Origin of the sequence: Thalassovita sp. (genome assembly GCF_963691685.1) — a bacterium.
In the GTDB taxonomy this organism is placed as follows: domain Bacteria; phylum Pseudomonadota; class Alphaproteobacteria; order Rhodobacterales; family Rhodobacteraceae; genus Thalassobius.
Genome location: NZ_OY829290.1, coordinates 1,597,214 through 1,619,312 on the forward strand (window position 1 = coordinate 1,597,214; position 22,099 = coordinate 1,619,312).

The 22,099-nt window shown below is 59.5% G+C and carries 24 protein-coding genes; 12 read left to right on the top strand and 12 right to left on the bottom strand.

All coding sequences use genetic code 11. The annotated features are described in order from the left end of the window. Nucleotides 1–26 precede the first annotated feature (26 nt). The 3 genes from ACORLH_RS07750 (at nucleotide 27) to ACORLH_RS07760 (ending at nucleotide 3,794) form a co-directional block, all read left to right on the top strand. The gene (locus tag ACORLH_RS07750) at nucleotides 27–512 is read left to right on the top strand and encodes a (2Fe-2S)-binding protein (protein WP_321832086.1); all 486 of its coding nucleotides are present in this window, start codon (nucleotides 27–29) and stop codon (nucleotides 510–512) included. A gap of 108 nt (nucleotides 513–620) precedes the next feature. Further along, a complete protein-coding gene (locus ACORLH_RS07755) occupies nucleotides 621–2,996 on the top strand; it encodes a xanthine dehydrogenase family protein molybdopterin-binding subunit (protein WP_321832087.1) in 2,376 nt (791 codons plus the stop codon). 15 nt (nucleotides 2,997–3,011) lie between these two features. Next, nucleotides 3,012–3,794: an FAD binding domain-containing protein gene (locus tag ACORLH_RS07760; RefSeq protein ID WP_321832089.1), complete on the top strand. Its 783-nt coding sequence runs from the start codon at nucleotides 3,012–3,014 to the stop codon at nucleotides 3,792–3,794. Between the two features lie 151 nt (nucleotides 3,795–3,945). Here ACORLH_RS07760 and ACORLH_RS07765 read toward each other — a convergent pair whose 3' ends face one another. Next, entirely contained in the window at nucleotides 3,946–4,548 is a 603-nt protein-coding gene (locus tag ACORLH_RS07765; RefSeq protein ID WP_321832090.1) for a class I SAM-dependent methyltransferase, read from the bottom strand. Nucleotides 4,549–4,687: 139 nt separating this feature from the next. Further along, a complete protein-coding gene (gene infC / locus ACORLH_RS07770) occupies nucleotides 4,688–5,233 on the bottom strand; it encodes a translation initiation factor IF-3 (protein WP_058244188.1) in 546 nt (181 codons plus the stop codon). Between the two features lie 192 nt (nucleotides 5,234–5,425). Here infC and ACORLH_RS07775 point away from each other — a divergent pair, with 192 nt between their 5' ends. Further along, the gene (locus tag ACORLH_RS07775; RefSeq protein WP_321832092.1) at nucleotides 5,426–6,067 is read left to right on the top strand and encodes a hypothetical protein; all 642 of its coding nucleotides are present in this window, start codon (nucleotides 5,426–5,428) and stop codon (nucleotides 6,065–6,067) included. 39 nt (nucleotides 6,068–6,106) lie between these two features. Here the strand turns inward: ACORLH_RS07775 and ACORLH_RS07780 are convergent, their stop codons facing one another. The 6 genes from ACORLH_RS07780 to ACORLH_RS07805 all read right to left on the bottom strand — a co-directional run bounded on the left by ACORLH_RS07780 (nucleotide 6,107) and on the right by ACORLH_RS07805 (nucleotide 10,992). After that, on the bottom strand, nucleotides 6,107–6,751 hold the full coding sequence (locus ACORLH_RS07780) for a MarC family protein (protein ID WP_321832093.1): 645 nt from the start codon (nucleotides 6,749–6,751) through the stop codon (nucleotides 6,107–6,109). A 152-nt stretch (nucleotides 6,752–6,903) separates the two neighbouring features. Then, nucleotides 6,904–7,764: a ferredoxin--NADP reductase gene (locus tag ACORLH_RS07785; protein ID WP_321832095.1), complete on the bottom strand. Its 861-nt coding sequence runs from the start codon at nucleotides 7,762–7,764 to the stop codon at nucleotides 6,904–6,906. Between the two features lie 121 nt (nucleotides 7,765–7,885). Further along, a complete protein-coding gene (locus ACORLH_RS07790; protein WP_321832097.1) occupies nucleotides 7,886–8,293 on the bottom strand; it encodes a DUF934 domain-containing protein in 408 nt (135 codons plus the stop codon). Further along, complete coding sequence (locus ACORLH_RS07795; protein WP_321832098.1) at nucleotides 8,290–9,033, bottom strand: phosphoadenylyl-sulfate reductase; 744 nt, start codon at nucleotides 9,031–9,033, stop codon at nucleotides 8,290–8,292. Before ACORLH_RS07795 ends, ACORLH_RS07790 begins: the two co-directional genes overlap by 4 nt. Next, nucleotides 9,023–10,690, bottom strand: coding sequence for a nitrite/sulfite reductase (locus tag ACORLH_RS07800; protein ID WP_321832099.1), 1,668 nt, complete (start codon nucleotides 10,688–10,690; stop codon nucleotides 9,023–9,025). Before ACORLH_RS07800 ends, ACORLH_RS07795 begins: the two co-directional genes overlap by 11 nt. Further along, nucleotides 10,690–10,992 (bottom strand): DUF2849 domain-containing protein, encoded by a 303-nt coding sequence (locus ACORLH_RS07805; RefSeq protein WP_321832101.1) that lies wholly within the window; start codon nucleotides 10,990–10,992, stop codon nucleotides 10,690–10,692. Before ACORLH_RS07805 ends, ACORLH_RS07800 begins: the two co-directional genes overlap by 1 nt. A gap of 144 nt (nucleotides 10,993–11,136) precedes the next feature. On the opposite strand from ACORLH_RS07805, the gene ACORLH_RS07810 reads away from it, so the two are divergent. Both ACORLH_RS07810 and ACORLH_RS07815 read left to right on the top strand, forming a co-directional pair. Beyond that, complete coding sequence (locus tag ACORLH_RS07810) at nucleotides 11,137–11,598, top strand: Lrp/AsnC family transcriptional regulator (protein WP_058244181.1); 462 nt, start codon at nucleotides 11,137–11,139, stop codon at nucleotides 11,596–11,598. After that, nucleotides 11,595–11,876, top strand: a complete 282-nt coding sequence (locus ACORLH_RS07815) for a SelT/SelW/SelH family protein (protein ID WP_321832102.1) — start codon at nucleotides 11,595–11,597, stop codon at nucleotides 11,874–11,876. The genes ACORLH_RS07810 and ACORLH_RS07815 overlap by 4 nt, the downstream gene beginning before the upstream one ends. Nucleotides 11,877–11,885: 9 nt before the next feature. On the opposite strand, the gene ACORLH_RS07820 is transcribed toward ACORLH_RS07815, so the two are convergent. The 3 genes from ACORLH_RS07820 to ACORLH_RS07830 all read right to left on the bottom strand — a co-directional run bounded on the left by ACORLH_RS07820 (nucleotide 11,886) and on the right by ACORLH_RS07830 (nucleotide 14,153). Then, complete coding sequence (locus tag ACORLH_RS07820; protein WP_321832104.1) at nucleotides 11,886–12,356, bottom strand: hypothetical protein; 471 nt, start codon at nucleotides 12,354–12,356, stop codon at nucleotides 11,886–11,888. A gap of 47 nt (nucleotides 12,357–12,403) precedes the next feature. Next, complete coding sequence (locus tag ACORLH_RS07825; RefSeq protein WP_321832105.1) at nucleotides 12,404–12,808, bottom strand: hypothetical protein; 405 nt, start codon at nucleotides 12,806–12,808, stop codon at nucleotides 12,404–12,406. A 163-nt stretch (nucleotides 12,809–12,971) separates the two neighbouring features. Continuing rightward, nucleotides 12,972–14,153 (bottom strand): cytochrome P450, encoded by a 1,182-nt coding sequence (locus ACORLH_RS07830; protein ID WP_321832106.1) that lies wholly within the window; start codon nucleotides 14,151–14,153, stop codon nucleotides 12,972–12,974. 60 nt (nucleotides 14,154–14,213) lie between these two features. On the opposite strand from ACORLH_RS07830, the gene ACORLH_RS07835 reads away from it, so the two are divergent. The 4 genes from ACORLH_RS07835 to ACORLH_RS07850 all read left to right on the top strand — a co-directional run bounded on the left by ACORLH_RS07835 (nucleotide 14,214) and on the right by ACORLH_RS07850 (nucleotide 19,304). Further along, entirely contained in the window at nucleotides 14,214–15,962 is a 1,749-nt protein-coding gene (locus tag ACORLH_RS07835) for a sensor histidine kinase (protein ID WP_321832108.1), read from the top strand. After that, nucleotides 15,959–17,200, top strand: a complete 1,242-nt coding sequence (locus ACORLH_RS07840) for a sigma-54 dependent transcriptional regulator (RefSeq protein ID WP_321832109.1) — start codon at nucleotides 15,959–15,961, stop codon at nucleotides 17,198–17,200. Before ACORLH_RS07835 ends, ACORLH_RS07840 begins: the two co-directional genes overlap by 4 nt. Nucleotides 17,201–17,293: 93 nt before the next feature. Next, nucleotides 17,294–18,298, top strand: a complete 1,005-nt coding sequence (locus ACORLH_RS07845; protein WP_321832110.1) for a fatty acid desaturase — start codon at nucleotides 17,294–17,296, stop codon at nucleotides 18,296–18,298. A gap of 118 nt (nucleotides 18,299–18,416) precedes the next feature. Then, nucleotides 18,417–19,304, top strand: coding sequence for a hypothetical protein (locus tag ACORLH_RS07850; protein ID WP_321832111.1), 888 nt, complete (start codon nucleotides 18,417–18,419; stop codon nucleotides 19,302–19,304). A gap of 3 nt (nucleotides 19,305–19,307) precedes the next feature. On the opposite strand, the gene ACORLH_RS07855 is transcribed toward ACORLH_RS07850, so the two are convergent. Next, nucleotides 19,308–19,928 (bottom strand): LysE family translocator, encoded by a 621-nt coding sequence (locus ACORLH_RS07855; RefSeq protein WP_321832112.1) that lies wholly within the window; start codon nucleotides 19,926–19,928, stop codon nucleotides 19,308–19,310. 401 nt (nucleotides 19,929–20,329) lie between these two features. Here ACORLH_RS07855 and ACORLH_RS07860 point away from each other — a divergent pair, with 401 nt between their 5' ends. Then, the gene (locus ACORLH_RS07860; protein WP_321832113.1) at nucleotides 20,330–21,337 is read left to right on the top strand and encodes a DctP family TRAP transporter solute-binding subunit; all 1,008 of its coding nucleotides are present in this window, start codon (nucleotides 20,330–20,332) and stop codon (nucleotides 21,335–21,337) included. An 81-nt stretch (nucleotides 21,338–21,418) separates the two neighbouring features. Beyond that, nucleotides 21,419–22,099: a TRAP transporter small permease gene (locus tag ACORLH_RS07865; protein ID WP_058244171.1), complete on the top strand. Its 681-nt coding sequence runs from the start codon at nucleotides 21,419–21,421 to the stop codon at nucleotides 22,097–22,099.

Genomic DNA, 22,099 nt, shown 5'->3' on the forward strand with positions numbered 1-22,099 from the left:
AGATTATCTGCTTTAGGGAGGGCACGATGACAGAAGTGAAAATGACGGTGAACGGCCGTGCGGTTTCGGGCGATGCGGAGGGGCGGACCTTGCTGTCGACCTTCCTGCGCGAAACCCTTGGGATGACCGGCACCCATGTGGGCTGTGACACCAGCCAATGTGGCGCCTGTGTGGTCCATGTGAACGGCAACGCGGTGAAAAGCTGCACCATGTTTGCCCATGAAGCCGCGGGTGCAGAGGTGGCCACCATCGAAGGCCAGGCGGCCCCGGATGGCACATTGAACCGGATCCAGCAGGCATTTCAGGATTACCACGGATTGCAGTGTGGTTTCTGCACGCCGGGCATGGTGATGTCTGCAGCTGCCCTGCTGAAAGAAAACCCGCAACCCACCGAGGCCGAGGTGCGCGATTACCTCGAAGGCAATATCTGCCGCTGCACCGGGTATCACAACATCGTCCGCGCGATCATGGCCGCCTCTGGCCAGGAAGTGCCGGCGGTTGCGGCTGAATAAGTCATAAACCCAGATCCGCTGCGCCTGTTGGCGCGGTTTCATTGAGTATTTTCAGAACATTGAAAGAGAAGGGCTGGAGGAGGCCCGACTGTTTCTAGGGAGGATAATATGCCGAAGGATCAAGGCATTGGCGCCAGCAGCAAGCGGCGCGAAGACGTAAGGTTCCTGACCGGAACCGGCAATTACACAGATGATATCAACCTGGTGAACCAGACCTACGCGCATTTCCTGCGCTCGGATGTGGCCCATGGCACGATCAATAGCATCGATGCCTCTGCCGCCGAGGCGATGGAGGGCGTGGTCAAGGTTTTCACCGCGAAAGATTTCGAAGGGGTAGGCGGCATTCCCTGCGGCTGGCAGGTGACCGACCGCGAAGGCAACCCGATGCAGGAGCCGAAGCACCCCATTCTGGCCGAAGGCAAGGTTCGCCATGTGGGTGATCCCATCGCTGTTGTCATCGCCGAAAGCCCCGAGCTGGCGCGGGATGCGGCCGAAGCGGTTGAGGTGGACATTACTGAGCTGCCAGCCGTGATCGACATGAAAGCTGCCTGTGCTGAGGGCGCCACCAAGGTGCATGACGATCTGACCTCAAACCTCTGCTATGATTGGGGGTTTGTTGAGGAAAACCGCGATGCGGTGGATCAGGCGATCAAAAATGCCGCCCATGTCACCACGCTGGAGCTGACCAACAACCGTCTGGTTGCCAACCCGATGGAGCCCCGTGTGGCGGTGGGGGATTATAACCGCGCCAATGACGAGCACACGCTCTACACCACCTCACAGAACCCGCATGTGATCCGCCTGCTGATGGGGGCCTTTGTGCTGGGTATCCCGGAACACAAGCTGCGGGTGGTTGCGCCTGACGTGGGCGGTGGCTTTGGCACCAAGATCTTCCACTACGCGGAAGAGGCTTTTGTCACCTTTGCCGCCAAGGCGCTGAACCGTCCGGTGAAATGGACCTGCTCACGCTCAGAGGCATTTATCTCGGACGCTCATGGCCGTGACCATGTGACCAAGATCGAACTGGCGCTGGATGCGGACAATAAGTTCACCGCGATCCGTACCGAAACCTACGCCAATATGGGCGCTTACCTGTCGACCTTCGCGCCTTCGGTGCCGACCTGGCTGCATGGCACATTGATGGCGGGCAACTACACCACGCCGCTGATCTATGTGAACGTGAAGGCGGTCTTCACCAACACGGTGCCCGTGGATGCCTATCGTGGGGCAGGGCGCCCTGAGGCAACTTTCCAGCTGGAGCGGGTGGTGGACAAAGCCGCGCGCGAGTTGGGTATGGACCCGGCGGAGCTGCGGCGTTTGAACTTCATCAAACCCGATCAGTTCCCCTATGAAACCCCTGTTGCGGTGGCCTATGACACGGGCAACTACCACGCCACCCTGGACAAAGCGCTGGAGTTGACGGACTACGCTGGCTTTGACGCCCGCGCCGCTGAAAGCAAGGCCAAGGGCAAGATGCGCGGCTTCGGCATCGCCCATTATATCGAGGCCTGCGGCATCGCGCCGTCGAACCTTGTGGGGCAGCTGGGCGCCCGTGCAGGGCTTTATGAATCGGCCACCGTTCGCGTGAACGCAACCGGATCCATCGCCGTGATGACCGGCAGTCACAGTCACGGACAGGGGCATGAAACCACCTTTGCCCAGGTGGTCGCGGATATGATCGGCATTGACGAAAGTCAGGTAGATATTGTCCACGGTGACACGTCGAAAACCCCGATGGGCATGGGCACCTATGGCTCCCGTTCGATCGCGGTCGGCGGCTCGGCCATGGTGCGGGCAGCGGAAAAGGTGATCAACAAGGCCAAGAAGATCGCGGCCCACCTGATGGAAGCAGCGGATGCGGATATCGAGTTGAAGGACGGTCAGTTCTCGGTTGCAGGTACGGATAAATCCGTGGCCTGGGGCGATGTCTGTCTGGCAGCCTACGTGCCGCACAACTACCCGCTGGAGGAAATCGAACCGGGCCTGGAGGAAACGGCGTTTTACGATCCGGCAAACTTCACCTACCCGTCGGGCGCTTATTTCTGCGAAGTCGAGGTGGATCCCGGCACCGGCAAGATCGATATCCTCGGCTTCACCGCAGCGGATGATTTCGGCAATGTGATCAACCCGATGATCGTCGAAGGCCAGGTGCATGGCGGCCTGGCACAAGGTCTGGGTCAGGCGATGCTGGAAAACTGCGTCTATGATGACAACGGCCAGCTGCTCAGCGGGTCCTACATGGACTACGCCATGCCACGGGCCCATGATCTGCCGAACTTCACCGTCGATCATTCCTGCCAAACCCCCTGTACCCACAACCCGCTTGGGGTGAAGGGCTGCGGGGAGGCAGGCGCCATTGGTTCGCCGCCGGCTCTGGTCAATGCTGTGATTGATGCGCTGCACCGTGGGGGCTACCCTGTGGAGCATATCGACATGCCGCTGTCGCCGTCGCGTGTGTGGAACGCGATGCAGTCGGTCAAATAAGGAAGGACAGTCAGAATGTATAACTTTGACTTTGAACAGCCCGGCAGCGTTGAAGACGCGGTTGCAGCGCTGAAGGATGAGGATGCGCTGGCGCTTTCCGGTGGCCAGACGTTGATCCCGTCGATGAAACAGCGGTTGAACGCGCCTTCGAAACTGGTGAGCCTTACGGGCATTGAGGCGCTGAAAGGCGTCTGCCAGAACGGTGATACCCTGTCGGTCGGTGCGGCCACCACCCACGCCACTGTGGCTGCAGAGGGCGGTGCCTATGCGGCGTTAGCCGATCTGGCGGGTGGCATCGGGGATCCGGCGGTGCGCAACCGTGGCACATTGGGCGGGTCCCTCGCCAACAACGATCCGGCGGCCTGTTACCCGTCGGCAGTGCTGGCCTCGGGCGCAACGGTGGTGACCAACGCGCGGGAAATCGCGGCGGATGACTTCTTTGATGGGATGTTCGCCACCGCGCTGGACGAGGGGGAGATCATCACCTCGGTCAACTTCCCGATCCCGGAAAAAGCCAGCTATCAGAAGTTTGAACAACCCGCGTCACGCTTTGCGCTGACCGGGGTGTTTGTGGCCAAATACGCCGATGGTGTACGGGTTGCCGTGACCGGCGCGTCAGAAGAGGGCGTGATGCGCTGGGCGGAGGCGGAGGCGGCGCTGTCCGCTGACTTCTCGCCCGAGGCAGTGGATGGCCTTTCAGTCGCTGCTGATGGGCTGATCAGTGACCTACACGGCACGCCGGAATATCGCGCCAACCTGATCAAGGTGCTGACCAAACGCGCCGTGGCCGCAGCTTGAGCCGCTGCGAGGATTGAACAAAGGAGGGCGCTCCATCCCGGGGCGCCCTTTTGCTTTGCTGATGTCGGAGCCTCCGGCGGGAGTATTTGGGGAACGATGAAAGGCGCTTTCAATGTTCCAGAAATACTCAAATCCTGAGCACGCCTAAGGCTCAGCCGCCTGGTTTGCGCGCAATCAGATCGATCAGGGCGGACATGCCGGAATGGCCGCGGCCTTCCTGCACTTCGCGTTCATATGCCTCCAGCGTCACAATCTCCCAGCCGGAGAAAGCAGCACGCAGCATTTCGGGCGTGTAGAGGTTTTCCAGAAACGGCGGGCCACCGGTGCCGTATTCCAGCTGTTTCTGGGTGTAGCCATGCAGCATCACCACACCGCCGGGTTTGGTTGCGGTCTGCATGCGTTCAAACTGTACCGCACGGCCTTCGGGGCCGACGAATTGAATGAATATGCCTGCAACGATATCATACTGCGCCTTGGGCCAGGGATCTTTGAGGATGTCACATTTCTGGAAATCCACTGTCACCTGCTTTTCTGCGGCCAAGCTGCGGGCGCGGTCCAGGGCCGTCGGGGCAAACTCCAGCGCGGTGACCTCAAGACCGCGTTCGGCCATAAAGACCGAATTGCGCCCTTCGCCATCGGCAACGGCCAGCGCGCTTTGGCCAGCGATCAGATAGTCCAGATGATCGCGCAGAAACTGCGCCGGGGCGGTGCCAAAGACATAGTCGGCTGAGCCAGCGTAGCGTTCTTCCCACATGGGGGGCCTCCTTTGCATGGTCTGCTTCAGATAAATGGTCTGCGGTGGCGACAATCAAGGCTGGCCACAAACGAGTCTGGCAACAAAAAACGCCCCCGCGTGGTGGCAGGGGCGTTTCGGAAATCTGACTGGATCAGGCTTACTTGTTCAGCGGGCCGATCATCATGATCATCTGGCGGCCTTCCATCTTGGGCATGTTTTCGACTTTGCCCAGTTCTTTGATGTCTTCGGCCACCCGCAACAGCAGCTCACGGCCCAGGTTCTGGTGGGCCATTTCACGGCCGCGGAAGCGCAGGGTGACTTTCACCTTGTCGCCTTTTTCCAGGAACTTGATCACGTTGCGCATTTTGACGTCGTAGTCATGGGTATCGGTGTTCGGACGGAACTTAACCTCTTTGACCTCGATGATCTTCTGCTTTTTGCGGGCTTCCGATTCCCGTTTCTGCTGTTCGTATTTGAACTTACCATAGTCCATGATTTTGCAGACGGGGGGCTTCGCGTTGGGCGAGATTTCCACCAGATCAAGACCTGCCTCTTCGGCCATGGCCATGGCTTTGGCGGGCGAGACGACGCCGACATTTTCACCTTCTGCACCAATCAGGCGTACTTCGGGCGCGCGGATGCGCTCGTTGGTCCGGGGGCCGGTGTCGCGTGTCGGGGGCGCGTTATGCGGTCTGCGAGCTATGGGATCAATCCTTCAATCGTTGGCGAATTTGAGGCCCAAACCTATCCCCCCCATAGGGAATCTTCAAGCGGCAAATAGCCGGTTTTGCGGCAAATCCGGGGCTTTTCCCCCTAGTTTGTTCTGCGTTGCGGCGCTTCATTGCAGGGGATGAGGCGCGGTGGCGGAACCGCTGCGCAGGAAAGGGATAGAGTTATGAATTATGCAGTTGGCGTGGCCGCAGCGGGTCTGATCGTGGTTGTGGGGTACTTGGCGCTGAGCGGTGGCGAAACGCCTGAGCCGGTTGCGGTGACCCCCGTTGCTGTGCCTGAGGCGCCGGTGGTTGAAGAAGCTGCCCCTGTTGAAGAAGCAGAAGCGCCGGCGGCAGGCGACTCAACAGGCGACTCAGTTGAGCAGGTGGTTAACGACGTGGCCGCGGATGTGGCTGAGCAGGTAACGGAACAGGTGACAGAGGCGGTCGAGGCCGTTGAGGCGGGCGCAACTGAGGCCGTCGAAGCGCTGGAACAGGTGAGTGAGGCGGTAGACAGCGAGGCCGTGCAGGAGTTTGCTGAGGATGTGGCGACTGCGGCGGGTGACATGGCCACGCAGGCGCAGGAAGAGGTCAGCGAAGCTGTGGAAACGGTGACCGAAAGTGCGGCCGAGTTGGTGGCGCCAACCGGCGCGGATCTGTTCAGCGTAGCGGGATTTGATTTTGATAAGGCGGTTGAGTTCATCAAAGCTTCCGACCTGAACCCGCTGGCGCGCAACGCCCTGACGCAATCCCTGTCTGCGGCGAAGGATAATCCTGAGCTGCTGGCCAGCGCATTGGCCGCAGCGCGTCAGCAGCTGGGCCTTTAACGCGCTACTGCGCAAGCGAAGCACTGGGCGGCGCGGGGGTTATCCTGCGCTGCCTGCAAGCCCGGGCAGCAAAACAGACAGGCCTGAGGTGATCATCTCAACCGCGATGGCTGCCAGGATCATGCCCATGAGCCGCGTCATGATCACCCGACCCGTTTGCGACAGATAACCGGCCAACCGCCCCGAGAGGGCAAAGGCCACGCCGATCGAGGCTAGCACCGCTGCGAAAATCAGCGCGTAGGCGATCAGGTCTTGGGTGCTGTCGGCCTGCTGGCGATAGAGGATCAGCGTTGTGATGGTGCCGGGACCGACAAGGATCGGAAAGGTCAGCGGGTAAAAGGCCACCGCATCGGCATCGGGGAAGTTTTGCTTTTCCTCTTCGGTGCCGTGATGGGCGCTGCTGTCGTTGCCGTTCAGCATCTTCAGGCCGATCAACAGCACAACCAGCCCGCCGGCGACACGAAAATCATCAATTGAGATGCCGAAAAAGCCAAGCGCTGCATGGCCCATCATCGCAAAGGCTGTACCCATCACAAAACAGTAGATCACCACCCGCAGGGCAATGGCGCTGCGCTGTGCGGCACTGGCGCCTTCGGTGGTGCTGAGGAAGATCGGCAGGTTTGAAATCGGGTTCATGATTGCAAACAAAGCGCCGAAAAACTTGAGGGCTGAGAAACTGTCCATCGCGATACCCTGACATGAAATACAAACAGAGGATGTGAGGCGCGCCGGGCTCTGGTCAAGGTAAAGCTGCCCATGGTGCGGTAAACGCAAAGGCAAAGACGCAAAAAGCCGGACCTTTCGGCCCGGCTTTAATGTCTCGATCTGTGTTCAGATCAGTCGAGGAATGCTTTTTCCACCACGAAGTGCGCAGGTTTGGAATTGGCGCCTTCTTCCAGACCGTAGGTGTTTTCAAACAGATCCTTGAGTTCCAGGTTGAACGCGAGGTTGCCGCAGATCATGGCGCGGTCGGTGTCGGGGTTCAGCGGCGGAACGCCCAGTTCCTCAAAGGCTTCGCCCGAGCGCATCAGGTCGGTGATACGGCCCATTTTGGGGCTCTCTTCGCGCGTTGTGGTGGGGTAGTATTTGATCTTCTTCCAGAAGCCTTCGCCGATCACCTCATTGAGCAGCTCGTCTTCTTTCAGACCTTCGATCAGCTCACGGCCATAGGTCAGTTCACCCACTTCGCGGCAGGTGTGGGTGATGATCACCTCATCAAACTTTTCATAGGTCTCAGGTTCGCGCAGCAGTGACGCAAAGGGCGCAAAGCCGGTGCCGGTGGCAAAGAACCAGATCCGCTTGCCCGGGATCAGCGCGTCATGCACCAGCGTGCCAACGGGTTTCGGGCGCAGAATAATCTCATCGCCAACCTTGATGTGCTGCAGCTTGGAGGTCAGCGGACCATCCTGCACCTTGATCGAATAGAACTCCATCTCTTCATCCCAGGAGGGGGAGGCAATGGAATAGGCGCGCAGCAGCGGTTTTTGCTTGCCGGTCTTGGGGTTCACATCCCCCATCAGGCCGATCATCACAAATTCACCCGAACGGAACCGCAGCGACGCAGGGCGCGTGCAGCGGAACGAAAACAGGCGATCAGTCCAATGCTTGACCTCGGTTACGGTCTGAGCATCGGGGAGGGCGGGCACTTTGGGGGCCTTGGCGGCGGCAGCATCGGTCACGGGTGTCATCTCGGTCATAATGGCTCTGGCCGGTGCTTAATCCGGCATCCTTCAGATAGCTTTGATTTAGGTCAGTTGAAAGGGAGGAAATTGCCTTATTTCGTTCAGTATTTCCTCAACGATTAGGATTTACCCTAGGCTAGCCGGCCCGCAGGCGGCTTTGGTAATTGTTGGCCCGCCAGTCGGCGCGGAACTTCCATTCCCCTTCGGGTTGGCGGGTGGCCAGCTCTTGGGAGATTTCCACCTCATCAAAGCCGGTGCGGCGTGCCATCGCATATTGATCCGAGATCACATGCCCCTTGGCCCGCAGACGGCCCTGATAGCCCATCAGGCGCAATTCACGCGCCAGGGTGAACCCACGGCCATCGGCAAAGCTGGGGAAGTCGACCCGGATCAGTTGCAGCCGGTCCAGATGATCGGCCAGGACTGATGTATCCGCGTCCGAGGTCAGATCCACCGCGATGGCGTTATCCAGGTTTTCCAGCTCAGCGATGGGGCCGGTCCAGTCATCGGCCGCAAAGCCGGTATCGGTGACGATCACGCTCATTGTTGCGCTCCAATTCTTACCATTTTGCCATCCACCATGTGGATGCCGCATTCTTCTTTCTGGGTGCCGCGCCAGCGGCCGGCCCGTTCATCTTCGCCCGGTTTCACCTTCGAGGTGCAGGGGCGGCAACCGATCGAAGGGTAGCCCTGCGCGATCAGCGGGTGTTTCGGCAGACGGTTGTTGATCAGGTAGTCCTGAACATCCGATTTTTCCCAATGCGCCAGCGGGTTCACCTTGATCCGCTTGTCTTCTTCGTTCTCAAAGAACTCCAGCGCCGCGCGTGATCCGGCCTGAAACCGTTTGCGCCCGGTGATCCAGGCATCAAAACCGCTGAGTGCCTTTTCCAAGGGCCGCGTCTTGCGCAGGTCACAGCAGGCATCGGTGTTGCTGAGGTGTAGCGCGCCATAGGGGTCTTCGCTGGCGACTTCATCCTCGGCCGCGCGGATCACCCGCACGTCGGTCAGGCCCAGCCGATGTGCCACCTCTTGCTGATAGTCCAGCGTTTCAGGAAACAGCATCTGCGTGTCGATAAACAGAACCGGCGTGGTGGGATCTACCACCGCAACCAAATGCAACAGAACGACGCTTTCCGCGCCAAATGAGGACACCATGGCGATGCGACCCACCTGAGGGTCCGTCATCGCCCGCTTCAGCACCGTGCTGGCCGCGTGGTGCTGGTAGCGGCGGTTCAGGTGGTCAACCCGTTCCGCCACTGCCTGAAGAGGCGCCTCAAGCGGCATTTTTCTTGGCCACCTCTGGGTAGAGCGCGGCCTTGAACGGATCCGGCCCCAGACGGCGGTAGGCATCAAGGAAGGTTTCGCTCTCGTCCTGGCGCTGCTCCAGATAGATCTGGATGATGGTCTCAATCGCCCCCACAACCGAGTCGTAGGCGAAACCCGCACCAATCCGCTGGCCGATCACCGCATCTTCGGTGCCGTCGCCGCCAAGGGTGATCTGGTAGTTTTCCACACCCGCACGGTCGAGGCCCAGAATGCCGATGTGACCCACGTGGTGGTGGCCACAGGCGTTGATGCAGCCCGAGATTTTGATCTTCAGCGGACCAATGTCATGTTCCAGCTTCAACTCATCAAACCGTTCGGCAATCTGCTGGGCCACCGGGATTGAGCGGGCGGTTGCCAGCGCGCAATAGTCCATACCGGGGCAGGCGATGATATCGCTGATCAGCCCGATGTTGGCGGTGCCCAGACCCTGTTCCTTCAGCGCCGCGTGCAGGGCTGGCAGATCGGCCATATGCACATGCGGCAGGATCACGTTCTGCTCATGGCTGATGCGCAGCTCACCGTGGCCGTATTTCTCAGCCAGATCGGCCATCAGACGCATCTGATCGCTGGTAGCGTCGCCCGGGGTCTGACCGTGCGCTTTGACTGAGATCGAAACGATCGCATAGCCCTCAGCCTTATGCGCCGACAGGTTGGTATCCGCCCAGGAGCGGAACACCGGATCGTTGGTGTAGGCCAGCTCATATGGTGCCACGTCTTTGTTCACAAAGGCGGGGGCGGCGAAATGCGCTTCGATATCGGCCAGCATTTCCTGATCCACGCCTTTGAACAGCGGGCGGATTTCGTCGAACCGTTTCTCAACGCGGGCGCGCACCTCATCGATGCCGTTTTCATTCACGGTGATCTTGATGCGGGCTTTGTATTTGTTATCGCGGCGACCCAGCGTGTTGTAGACCGACACGATAGCCTCCAGATAAGGCAGCAGGTCGGCCTGCGGAAGGAAGTCCCGCATGACCTTGCCCACAACAGGGGTACGGCCCAGGCCGCCGCCAACGATGACCTCAAAACCAGCTTCGCCGTTTTGTTCGACCATGCGCAGGCCAATGTCATGCGCCTTGGTCACGGCGCGGTCGTTGGGGGAGCCGGTGATGGCGATCTTGAATTTGCGCGGCAGGAACTGGAATTCCGGGTGGTCGGTGGACCACTGGCGGATCAGTTCAGCCACGGGGCGGGGATCTGCGATCTCATCCGCCGCCGCGCCCGCGAAATGGTCCGCGGTCACGTTACGGATGGTGTTGCCCGAGGTCTGGATCGCGTGCAGCTGCACCTCACCCAGGCTGTCGAGGATATCCGGCACATCCGGCAGTTTCGGCCAGTTGTACTGAATGTTCTGACGGGTGGTGAAGTGGCCGTAGCCCTTATCCCACTTGTCCGCGATCAGCGCCAGCTGGCGCATCTGTGCACTGGACAGGGTGCCATAGGGAATAGCCACCCGCAGCATATAGGCGTGCAGCTGCAGATAGAGACCGTTCATCAGGCGCAGCGGACGGAACTCTTCCTCGGTCAGCGCGCCTTCGATGCGGCGCTCCACCTGGGCGCGGAACTGCGCGTTACGTTCAGCCAGAAAGGCGTCATCAAAGTCGTTATAGCGATACATCAGCTGGCCTCTGCCTGTTTGCCGTGGAAGTAGTTGGACGGGCCGGTGCGGCGGAAGTCCTCACGGAAGTGGGTGGGTTCAGGGCCATTGTCGCCCGGTTTCACGTCGGCCAGATAGGCACCGACAATCTCGGCCTGTTGGCGCGACGCTTCGATCAAACGCAGTTCAGCATGGGCCTGATCTTCCAGCACCTCAGCCTGACACATCTCGCGCGACCACTCGTCATTTGCAGTGAAATAGACGACGTCCCCTTCCAGCAGGGCGTTCGCGGTGATGACTTTTGGCTTAAAAGGGCGGGGCATCTTGGCCTTCTCCTCTGGTTGACTTGAGGTGATATATAGAAAATATTCCCCTCAATGCGCTATGTGCTGGAACAAATAAGGACTGTATCCAGTGCGCTTGTGCGAAAACGATAACAACGTTCTGAAATTGCGGAGGGCAGCGAAATGACGGTTCGCCTGGACCAGACCGATCGGAAAATCCTGGCTGAGCTGCAGCGCGATGCAGGTCAATCTTTGGATGAAATCGCTAAGAAAGTAGGCTCGTCCAAGACGCCTGTGTGGAATCGTATCCGCAAGATGCGCGAAGCCGGTGTCATGGGGCAGCAAACGGTCGTGCTGGATGCTGAGAAGCTGGGCTTTGACGCCTGTTTTTTTGTGCTGATCCGCACCTCAGAGCATGAGGCGGAGTGGCAGCAGAAGTTCCTGACCGCGCTGCGCAATCGCCCCGAAGTGCAGGAGGCCCACAGGCTGGCGGGCGATATTGACTACATCCTCAAGGTTCGGGTGCAAAATGCCCGCGCCTATGATGTGTTCTATCAGGCGCTTATTTCTGAGGTGAAGGTGCATAACGTCACCGCGCTCTTGTCGATGGAAGAAATCAAATCCACCACGGAGCTGCCGCTGTGAGCGCGCAAAAACCACTGGTCACGATTGAGTATTGCACCGGCTGCAATTGGCTGCTGCGGGCCGGCTGGATGGCGCAGGAACTGTTGCAAAGCTTTGGTGAGGATCTGGGCGGCGTGACCCTGTTGCCTGGTTATGGCGGCACCTATGAGGTGCGGGTCGACGGGTATCTCTTGTGGGAGCGAAAGCGCGACGGCGGCTTCCCGGAGGCGAAAGAGTTGAAAAAGCGCCTGCGCGATCAGATCGACCCTGATCGCGACATGGGGCATCTGGATCGCTGAGCGTTCTGCTCAGCTGATCCAATAAAGCAACAAGGCGCCGCTATAGAGGGTGTCGACCGCAAAACAACTGAGCGTGTACCAGCTGAGGAACGGCACCCCCGCGCCAAGATGTTTGGCAATGTCCCAGCAGCCATGACCAAAGATCGCCGCGATCACCAGCGGCGGATACCACAGCGCCCCAAGGACCGACAAAACGATCAGCAAGGTGGCGATCAGCGCTTCAACACATACAAACTGGCGCAATGCGCGCGCCTCTTTGATGTAGACGAAGTTCATGATGATCGAGAAGACGCCTGCGATCCACCAGACATGGGCCTTGGGCAGTTGCCAATGCGACAATAGAAGGAAGACCACGTAAAGTGTGCCTAGAAAGGCCAATAGCTTCTGACGAGATTGGAAGTAGGACAGGGCAGCGGTCATCGGTGAGCCTTGAGTGATTGGGGTCACCGGCATCAAGCGATAGATCATCAGATTGGGCAACCGGGCAGCCTGTCACACTGTGACGACGGGTCGCCGTATAGGCGTGATCAGGTCAGGCCGACCCAGTGAAACAGCAAGGCCCCGCTATAGGCCAGGCAGACCGCAAAACACCCCAGGGTGAACTGGCTGGAAAACGGCACCCCGATGCCTAGGTGTTTGGCCACATCCCAGACCGCGTGCAACAACAGCGCGGCAATCACCAACAGCGGCGTGGTGAACAGACCGATCAGCGCAAGGGCTGTGACGCCAACGGCGAACCAGATCTCCGTGCGGACAAACTTTTGCCGGGCTATGGCTTCGATCACGTAGTTGAGGTTCATCGCCACCGCAAAAGCAGCGGCAATATGCCAGACGTAAGCGGATGGCATCGTACTGTGGGCCAGGGCCAGCAAGGCGACAGCAAGGGCGGCGCACAGCAACATCGGGCGGTGGCGGGTTCGGAAAAAGGACATCACCGAATCTCAGGCAAAAGTTACACACTCATTTGGGGTGAGAAAAAAATTTTTTGTAACCAAAAGCAAGATGGCCAGAAGGCGGTATGCAAATGTATGCCTAAGGAGGGGTTGGAAAATCAGGGGGCTCGACAGCCCCTGATGATAACGCATTGACGTAGCGTTAGTATTTGACCTGCAGGGCCGAAAGCCCGTGGAAATGATACACATCGCCATACTGCGGCGCGCCGTCCAGGGCCAGGTTTGGCAGGCGGTCAAACAGGATCGGCATGGCGATTTTCATCTCCAACCGGGCCAGCGGTGCCCCAACGCAGAAATGCACTCCGCTGCCAAAGGCGACATTGGTTGCGACAGGGCGACCCGGGTTGAAGACCTGCGGATCTTCCCATTTGCCCGGGTCCCGGTTTGCCGCCCCCAGCAGCAGGGCCACCTGATCGCCGCGCTGGAAAGTGTGGCCGGCAACCTCAACCTCCTCATAGGCGTAGCGGGTGAACATATGCAGCGGCGGGTCAAAGCGCAGGCTTTCCTCAATGGTGCCATCAATTTGGTCTTCAGAGAGGTAGCTTGTGTCGGTGCCTTGCTCCAGCAGGGTTTTGACCGCCAGACCCAGTGAATGTACCGTGGCCTCATGACCTGCGTTGAGCAGCAGGATACAGGTGGTGATCAGCTCATCCGTGCTGAGCTTTTCGCCGCCTTCTTCGGCTTCGATCAGGCTGGTGATCAGGTCGTCGCCCGGTTCGCTGCGCCGCTGATCGATGTAAGAGATCATGAAGTTGCGGAAATCGGTTGAGGCCTGCATCGCCGCATCTTCGATTTCACGGGTGCGCCGCGCCTGATACATCGACACCATTGAGTTAGACCATTTCAGCAGATCATCGGCCATCGCCTCAGGCACCCCCAGCAGGCGACAGATCACCACCACGGGCACATGGGTGCAATAGGCCTGCAACAGGTCACAGCCACCTTCCGGGAAAGCATCAATCAGCTGATGACACAGCGCCTCAATCTCAGGCCCCAGCCCGGCAATCCGGCGCGAGGTGAAGGCGCGCAGCACCAAAGACCGCAGCCGTTTGTGGCGCGCCCCATCCAGTTCCAGCATCGAATGGGCTTCGATGTCATAAAACGGGCGCAGCCGATCGGGAATGTCAGGGGCAAATTCAGGCGGGCATTCACGACCAAACCGGCGGTCCTTGAACAGCGCCATGGTCACCGCATAGCTGGTGGCACAGGGCATGTTGTACTCTTCCCAGAACACCAGGGACCCTTCGGCCCGGGCGCGGTCGTAAAACGGGTAAGGGTTTTGAACAAAGGCGGGATCGGTTGGCGATTGGCTCAGTCTTTTCATGGCACCAGCTAGTCCATCCCCTCTGGTCTTTGCAAGCCCGCCCGCGTTAGGTTTGCCACCATGAAGACTGCAACCCTGCGCCGTGTGGCGGTGATCCTGTTGTTCCTGTTGTCCGTTGCGGTGATTGCCGGTGGCGTGTGGCGCTATGGCTATGTGCAGGCGCTGGGCCAGCTGGCGCAGCGCGGCCGGGTCGATCTGGCACTGGCCACCGACCGGCTGACTGGGCAGCTGCAGCGGTATCAGCAGCTAGCGGTGCTGACGGCCGACCATCCCGTGGTGCGTTCGGTTTTGGCCGGCGCAGGCGTTGGTCAGGCGGAGGCGCACCTGCTGGAAGCGGCAGACAAAACCGCCGCTCTGGATCTGGTGTTGGTCGATCATCGTGGGCAGGTGGTGGTGTCCGCCAATGGCGTGATGGCCGGCGATGTTTCGACCGAGGTGCATGTGCGGCGCGCCCGGCAAGGGGCGATGGGTGAGGCGCATGGCGTTCTGGACACCGGTAAACGGATCTATTCCTTTGCAGCCCCTGTGTTCAGCCCATCGGGCAAGGTGCAGGGTACGCTGGTTGTCGTTGCCGATATTGACCGTATCGAAGAGGAATGGCGCGGCGCACGCCCGTCGATCTTTTTCACCAATGCAGGCGGTGAGGTGTTTATCACCAACCGGTCCGAACTGCTTTATTGGCGGCGCCAGCAGGACGGGCAGCTGATCCCGCCGGATGGGGCCTCAACCACCTTTGGGGTGCGACTGGTTGGCGGGTATGAACTGTGGCTGACCAACTGGTCCGCCTATGTGCCTGCACGTGGATTGCATCTGGCGCAGGATCTGCCCGCGATCAGCATGATGGCCGAAGCCTTGATCGATGTGGACCCAGCCCGGCGGCTGGCGGGGCTACAGGCCGCAGCGGTGGCGGCGGTGTTTCTGGCCTTTGGTGCGCTGTCGTTTCTGGCAACCGAACGACGGCGGGCGCTGGCGCAGGCCAATGTGATCCTTGAAAGCCGGGTGGAGGAGCGCACAGCCGAGCTGTCCCAAACCAACGAAACCCTGCGCCGCGAGGTTGCCGAACGGGTGGCCGCCGAGGTCGCGCTGAAAAAAGCGCAGGATGATCTGGTTCAGGCCGGCAAACTGTCCGCGCTGGGCCAAATGTCTGCCGGGATCAGCCATGAGCTGAACCAGCCCCTGATGGCGATCCGCCAATATGCTGAAAACGGCAATGCTTTCATGGCGCGGGGCAAACCCGAAAGGGCCGAGGAAAACCTTTCGCGTATTGCGGATATGGCGGTGCGGATGGCCCGCATCATCAAAAACCTGCGCGCCTTTGCCCGCAATGAAAGCGAACCGGTCAGCAAGGTGGATCTGGTGCAGGTGGTGAACACCGCCGTGGAACTGACCGAGGCCCGGTTGAAAGCGGATTTTGTGCGTCTTGATTGGGATCCCGCGCTTGCTGGCAGCCCGCTTTGGGTGCGGGCAGGGGATGTGCGCCTGACGCAGGTTCTGGTCAACCTCATCAACAACGCCGCAGATGCCATGATGGATCAGGAGGAGCGGCTGGTGCAGATCGTCATCAACCCTGCCAACCCGCTCTCGGTCACCGTGCGCGATATCGGGCCCGGCATCAAAGAACCCGATAAGGTGTTTGAACCTTTCTATTCCACCAAAACAGTGGGCAGTTCCGAAGGCATGGGATTGGGGCTTTCGATTTCTTACGGTTTGGTGCAGAGCTTCGGCGGGAAAATCCGCGGCAGCAACGCTGCAACGGGGGCGATGTTCACCGTGGAGCTGGAGCCATGGACAGAGGAGGCGGTTGCATGAGCGAGGCTTTGACCATTCGCAAGGTTCTGCTGGTCGATGATGACGCCGCCGTGCGTGATGCCTTGGCGCAGACGCTGGAACTTGCGGATCTGACGCCCCTGAGCATGGGATCGTTCATTGAGGCCAAGGATCATATAGGCCCGGACTTTGACGGCGTTGTGCTGTCGGATATCCGGATGCCGGGGCGCGATGGGTTCCACCTGCTGGACTACACCCAAGACACCGATGCTGAGCTGCCGGTGATCCTGCTGACGGGCGAAGGTGACATTCCCATGGCCGTCAAAGCCATGCGAAACGGGGCCTTTGGGTTTCTGGAAAAACCCTGTGCCTCGGCCGATCTGCTGGCGGCATTGGAACGGGCGCTGAAAACCCGCGCCTTGGTGTTGGAAAACCGGCGGATGAAGGCGCAGTTGGAAACCGGTGATGCGGCTGCGCGGATGCTTTATGGCCAGTCCGACCTGTCTGAGGTTTTGCGTGCCCGGGCACGGCTGGCGGCGCGGGCGGGCACAGATGTCCTGGTGAACGGTGCACCGGGGTCGGGGATCTACAAGGTTGCCGAGGTTATTCACCTCTGTTCGCCAAACGCCAAAGGCCCCTTCGTGAAACGTGCAGCCCCCGCGTTGGATCGTGCTGCCTTGGCTGAGGCTTTGGAGGCCGCGCAGGGCGGCACGCTGTTTTTGGATGACATTGGCGGGCTGGCTGCGGATGCCCAGATCGCGCTGATTGACGCGCTGGAAGCAGGTGGCGTGCGCCTGATTGCAGGTTCCACCCAGGATCTGAGCCAAGCGGTTGAACAGGGCCTCTTGCAGGCGGAGATTTACTACCGGGTTGAGGTGATGATGGTGCGCATTCCCTCCCTCAAGGAACGGCCGGAGGATATTCCGGTGCTGTTTCGACATTATGTCGCCCAAGCGGCGGAACAATCCGGTCTGGAACCCCCTGAGGTCTCACCTGAGGTCATATCGTCCCTGATGACGCGCGACTGGCCGGGCAACGCCCGCGCCCTGATGAGCGCTGCGATGCGGTTTGTGCTGGGCGAAGGCAGCACCGAGGATGACGCTGAAACCGAACTGGGCCTTGCCGAACAAATGGCGCGGGTTGAGCGATCCTTGCTGATCGCGGCGCTGCGCCGGGCGGAAGGGCGGGCCTCAAACGCGGCTCAGGCGCTGAAGCTGCCGCGCAAAACCTTCTATGACAAACTGGCCCGCTACGGCGTCAAACCAGAAGATTTTCGCTGAAGATTATGACAGCCGAAACCGGGTTGTGGGGCGAGACTTGATTGCAACTGCGCTCACGGCGTATCTTTAGGTATTGGTTTAGGAGTTAGTGTTATGGCCCGTAATGGCGCAGAGATTCGACGTGTGTCCCGTCCTTTCATGCAGGCCGATGACCGCCGTGCATGGATTGAGTTTGGCGCGACCTTCCTATTATTCTTGCTGGCCCTGATCACCGCGTTGAATGCGATCGGGACCTGGCTGATCCTGATCCCGGCTGTTCTGTTGACCACTGCAACGGCGCTGCGGATCTATATGATCCAGCATGATTGCCTGCACCGGGCCTTTTTCAGCACCGACCGGATGAACGATATTTTGGGGACACTGATTTCCCCCATCGCGATGACGCCCTATCAGGCGACCCGTTATATCCACAATCAGCACCACGCCCATGTTGCCGATCTGGACCGGCGCGACACCTTTGAGATCTACGTGATGACCGTCAAAGAATGGCAGGAGGCCAGCTGGTTCCGCCGCCTTTGGTACCGGGCCTATCGCAGCCCGATCACGCTGATCCTTGTGGGGCCGTTTGTGTTCTGGGTGATCCTGCGGCGCTTCCCCTTGGCGGCATTGAAAACTGGGTTAGGGGAGTTGTTGCTGCACAATGTGCTGTTCTTCCTCTTCAACCTGGCCATCTGGGCCTATGCGGGCTGGGCGGGCATCGCGGTCTGGTACGCCGCGGTCTATATCGCCTGCGCGGGGGGCGCATTGATCCCTTACTGCGTGCACAATTTTGAAAATGTGCATTGGGGGGTGAAGCCGGGGCTGGATTTTGAAACCGCAGCGCTTGAGGGATCATCGGTTCTGGATTGGGGGCCATTGGCGGATCTGGTCACAATGAACATTGCCTATCACGATCTGCACCACCTCTATGCCAAGATCCCGGGATACAAACTGAAAGCGGCGCATCAGGCGTTGGAGGATGCTGGGTTGATCCAGTCCGAGAAGATCGGTTTCATCGACTCGCTCAAATGCCTGCGCTGGAAACTATACGACGAAGACGCGTTGAAAATGGTGCCGTTCCCCCGTGGGCCGGTCGCCGCAACAACGCCAGCTGAATGAGCAACTAGGGGAGGTCGCAGCGCCAGACCAGATCGAACAAGGGGTGAATGTTCGGCACTGCGACAACACAGAGGGGTGGACCACCGCTGATCTGATCAGCGCAGAGGAGGTCTGTCCAATGACATGTTTTTTCTTCGCAAAGAACCTGCGTCCAGCGGCACTGGCAATCGCGGCCTGTTTTGGTCTGTCGGCCTGTCTGGCGGCAAACACCGCGCTTGCCCCGGCGTCCGTGCCAAACCTGGCAGAGGCCGAAGCGCCCGAGGTCACTCGCACAACGCCAGACTGGCTGAACCTGCATTTCGAAATTTCCGACCGCTCCGCCCGACTGCCGCAGTTTTCTTGGGATCAGGTGATCTTTCACGCCAAGCCTGGCGATTGTTCCAAACATCGGGATGCGGCTGGCCCCAGCGACTGTGCCACCCGCACCACCCGGTCCGTCATCGCCAAAAACCAGATCTGGCAGCAGGAGCTGGATTTTAAGGTTGGCCAACGCTACCTGCTGACCTTCGATTTCTGGGTCGATCCGGACTTCATTGCCAGTGGCAGCCCGGCAAAAGTTTCCCTCGCCCGGTGGTATGGCAGCCGGCTGTCACAAAACCCCTTGTTTGAGGTGGAGTTAGACGCGCGGCGTGGGGTGACGTTTTTGGGCACAACCTGCGTGTCCGCAAAGGACTTGGGCGGCTGGCATCGTTTCAGCGTGCGGATGCGGCTGGCCGAGGATGACACCGGCTTTGTTGAGATGCGTTGCGATAGTGCGCTGAAGGTGGGGCAGCCGCTGCTGGCGAAAAGCAACATCGTGACAACGCAGCCCTGGCGCTGTGCCTTTGGTGCGCCCTGTCGGCGCAAATACCCGACGCCGGATCAATTCAGCGTCGAGCTGGGCATCATCGCAGACCCGGTGCGCGGCCGTTTTGCCCCACTGCCCGCCGAGGGGCTGACCGTTCGAATGAAACGGATCGAAGTGAAGCGCCTCCTGGTGATCATCGGCCGCGTGGAGGACCTGTAACGACTACCTGCTGGCCGCCATCAAGGCACCGCCGCCTAGATACAGGCCGCCGGTGGCCATTTTGATTTGGCGTTGGGCGGTGGGGCTGGTCAGGCGCTGGCGCAGCCGTTCCGCCAGCAGCGCATAGGCCAGCAACGAAATTCCGGCGATCACGATGGAGGTCACAATCAGCTGAACATAGCTGATCCAAGTGCTGTGGGCCGGATCCAGAAACTGCGACAGGAAGGCCAGATAGAACACCAGTGATTTTGGATTGAGCAGGGCGGTCAGGAAGCCGGAGCGAAAGCTGCCTTTGACGGACTGCGGGGCAGGCGCATCGCTCGGGACCGCCTTGGTGCGCCGGGCCAGACGCAGCTGGGTGACGCCAAGCCACAGTAGATAGGCAATGCCGGCCCATTTGATCGCCTGAAACAGAACGGCAGAGCTGGCCAAGACAGCGCCCAGACCTGCCAGCGCCCCTAGGATCAGCCCCAAACCACCCAGCAATGCACCGGCAAGACAAGCCATCGCACCGCGCATCCCAAGGGAGAGCGCTTGACCGATGATCAGCAACACACTGGGTCCGGGAATAAGCGACAGGACCAAACAGGCCATCGCGTAGCTGCCCCAACTTTCAAAACTCATCCCAATCCTCCTGACCGGTGGCGGTGCCGGTCTGCAAAACGATGCGCCAGAACAACGCGTCTCGGCTGAGTCTGTCCAGACAAATGTGCATTGATCGGCGGCAATTGGGCGAAATTTGCGCCGATTTGATAAGCAGTGAGGAATCATTGGTCCCCGGCAAGGGTGTGCGAAATTCCGCACAAGCCTGCCAGCGCCCTGTGCGGGAAATCGCACAGTTTTGTGAAGGGGCGCGGCTGCACAGACGATACGCGCGATGAAAAACACTTATTTCCAGTGCCTTATGTCATATTTTGAACTTCGCGTCGCTTTTCCTTGAGCCGGTTTCACAGATTGGAAACTCTGTCATCGCTGCGCCCGGAGGGGGCGCCAAAGAAACAAATGATCTCTCGGGAGGAGACATTATGAAATTTCTGACCACCGCCGCGGCCGCAATGGCCCTGACCGTGTCCGCATCGGCCGTTATGGCCTCGGGCGCCTGTGACGACGGCGAAATCGTCATCAAGTTCAGCCACGTGACCAACACCGACAAGCACCCGAAAGGCATTGCTGCCTCGCTGCTGGAAAAACGTGTGAACGAAGAGATGAACGGCAAAGCCTGTATGGAGGTTTTCCCGAACTCGACGCTTTACAACGACAACCAGGTTCTGGAAGCGATGCTGCAGGGCGACGTTCAGCTGGCCGCACCGTCGCTGTCGAAGTTTGAGCAATTCACCAAACAGTTCCGCATCTTCGACCTGCCGTTCATGTTCAAAAACATCGACGCGGTTGATGAGTTCCAGAACTCCGAAACCGGTCAGGCGATGAAAGAATCGATGACCCGCCGTGGCCTGCTGGGCCTGGCCTTCTGGCACAATGGCATGAAGCAGATGTCGGCCAACAAGCCGCTGGAAATGCCGACCGACGCTGCTGGCCTGAAGTTCCGCGTTCAAAACTCGGAAGTGCTGAAAGCACAGATGGCCGCTCTGGGTGGCAGCCCGCAGCCGATGGCCTTCTCGGAAGTGTACGGCGCGCTGCAGACCGGCGTTGTGGATGGTCAGGAAAACACCTGGTCCAACATCTACGGCAAGAAGTTCTTCGAAGTGCAGGACGGCACCACCGAGACCAACCACGGTATCATCGACTATCTGGTTGTGACCTCGACCGATTTCTGGGACTCGCTGCCTGACGATGTACGTGACCAGCTGGGCACCATCATCAGCGAAGTGACCACCCTGCGTAACGCCGAGTCGACCGCTGTGAACGCAGCCGCCAAAGAATCGGTGATCGAAGCTGGTGGCGTTGTCCGCTCGCTGAACGACGAGCAGCGCGCAGCATGGGTTGAGGCGATGAAGCCGGTTTGGACCCAGTTCGAAGGTGACGTTGGCGCAGACAACATCGCCGCCGCGCAGGCGATCAACGCCAAGCACTAAGCTTTTCTGCAATCGGGAAACCCGGTCCGCCTTTTCGGGCCGGGTTTTCTATATCCGAAATTCCTAAAAAGGGGGCGGGACATGTCGGGACACTATGAACCGAAAACTGCTTTCTCGCGGTTCGTACACGAGTTCGAAGAAACCTTTATCGCCATCATTCTGGGGCTGATGACCATCATCACCTTCATCAATGTGGTGCTGCGCTATGGGTTCAACACTGGTTTGATCTGGGGGCTGGAGGCAACTGCGTTTCTGTTTGCTTGGCTGGTTCTGTTTGGCATGAGCTATGCGGTCAAGGTGACCGCGCATCTGGGTGTGGATGCTGTTTTGAACGCAGTGCCGCCAGCGCTGCGCCGGGTATTGGGTTTTGTCGCGGCGGCTATCTGTCTGGCCTATGCCTTTCTGCTGATGAAGGGGGCCTGGGACTATTGGGCGCCGTTTGCCGGTTTTGACGCCACCACGGGGCGCTGGTTCCCGACCGGCTTTGCCAACAGCCGGGATCAGGCCTGGTATGAGGTGGGCGACATCTACATGGTTGAATGGCTGCGCTTTATCGAGCCGATTTTCAATCAGGGTGAAGCCTATGAGAAACTGCCGCGTTTCATCCCCTATGTGATGCTGCCCATCGGCGCGGCGCTGCTGCTGTTCCGCTTTGTGCAGGCCACCCTGCGCCTGATCCGCGGTGAGCAGGAAAGCCTCATCGTCAGCCACGAAGCCGAAGACGCGGTCGACGAAGTCCGCCACCAGAACGCAGAGGACTAA

Coding starts and splice junctions, on each gene's coding strand:
- ACORLH_RS07835 (WP_321832108.1), top strand. CDS start 14,214: ATGAAGACTGCAACCCTGCGCCGTGTGGCGGTGATCCTGTTGTTCCTG.
- ACORLH_RS07830 (WP_321832106.1), bottom strand. CDS start 14,153: ATGAAAAGACTGAGCCAATCGCCAACCGATCCCGCCTTTGTTCAAAAC.
- ACORLH_RS07795 (WP_321832098.1), bottom strand. CDS start 9,033: ATGCCGCTTGAGGCGCCTCTTCAGGCAGTGGCGGAACGGGTTGACCAC.
- ACORLH_RS07785 (WP_321832095.1), bottom strand. CDS start 7,764: ATGACCGAGATGACACCCGTGACCGATGCTGCCGCCGCCAAGGCCCCC.
- ACORLH_RS07840 (WP_321832109.1), top strand. CDS start 15,959: ATGAGCGAGGCTTTGACCATTCGCAAGGTTCTGCTGGTCGATGATGAC.
- ACORLH_RS07865 (WP_058244171.1), top strand. CDS start 21,419: ATGTCGGGACACTATGAACCGAAAACTGCTTTCTCGCGGTTCGTACAC.
- ACORLH_RS07825 (WP_321832105.1), bottom strand. CDS start 12,808: ATGTCCTTTTTCCGAACCCGCCACCGCCCGATGTTGCTGTGCGCCGCC.
- ACORLH_RS07755 (WP_321832087.1), top strand. CDS start 621: ATGCCGAAGGATCAAGGCATTGGCGCCAGCAGCAAGCGGCGCGAAGAC.
- ACORLH_RS07810 (WP_058244181.1), top strand. CDS start 11,137: ATGACGGTTCGCCTGGACCAGACCGATCGGAAAATCCTGGCTGAGCTG.
- ACORLH_RS07850 (WP_321832111.1), top strand. CDS start 18,417: ATGACATGTTTTTTCTTCGCAAAGAACCTGCGTCCAGCGGCACTGGCA.
- ACORLH_RS07760 (WP_321832089.1), top strand. CDS start 3,012: ATGTATAACTTTGACTTTGAACAGCCCGGCAGCGTTGAAGACGCGGTT.
- ACORLH_RS07860 (WP_321832113.1), top strand. CDS start 20,330: ATGAAATTTCTGACCACCGCCGCGGCCGCAATGGCCCTGACCGTGTCC.
- ACORLH_RS07855 (WP_321832112.1), bottom strand. CDS start 19,928: ATGAGTTTTGAAAGTTGGGGCAGCTACGCGATGGCCTGTTTGGTCCTG.
- ACORLH_RS07805 (WP_321832101.1), bottom strand. CDS start 10,992: ATGCCCCGCCCTTTTAAGCCAAAAGTCATCACCGCGAACGCCCTGCTG.
- ACORLH_RS07765 (WP_321832090.1), bottom strand. CDS start 4,548: ATGTGGGAAGAACGCTACGCTGGCTCAGCCGACTATGTCTTTGGCACC.
- ACORLH_RS07790 (WP_321832097.1), bottom strand. CDS start 8,293: ATGAGCGTGATCGTCACCGATACCGGCTTTGCGGCCGATGACTGGACC.
- ACORLH_RS07750 (WP_321832086.1), top strand. CDS start 27: ATGACAGAAGTGAAAATGACGGTGAACGGCCGTGCGGTTTCGGGCGAT.
- ACORLH_RS07845 (WP_321832110.1), top strand. CDS start 17,294: ATGGCCCGTAATGGCGCAGAGATTCGACGTGTGTCCCGTCCTTTCATG.
- ACORLH_RS07800 (WP_321832099.1), bottom strand. CDS start 10,690: ATGTATCGCTATAACGACTTTGATGACGCCTTTCTGGCTGAACGTAAC.
- ACORLH_RS07780 (WP_321832093.1), bottom strand. CDS start 6,751: ATGGACAGTTTCTCAGCCCTCAAGTTTTTCGGCGCTTTGTTTGCAATC.
- ACORLH_RS07775 (WP_321832092.1), top strand. CDS start 5,426: ATGAATTATGCAGTTGGCGTGGCCGCAGCGGGTCTGATCGTGGTTGTG.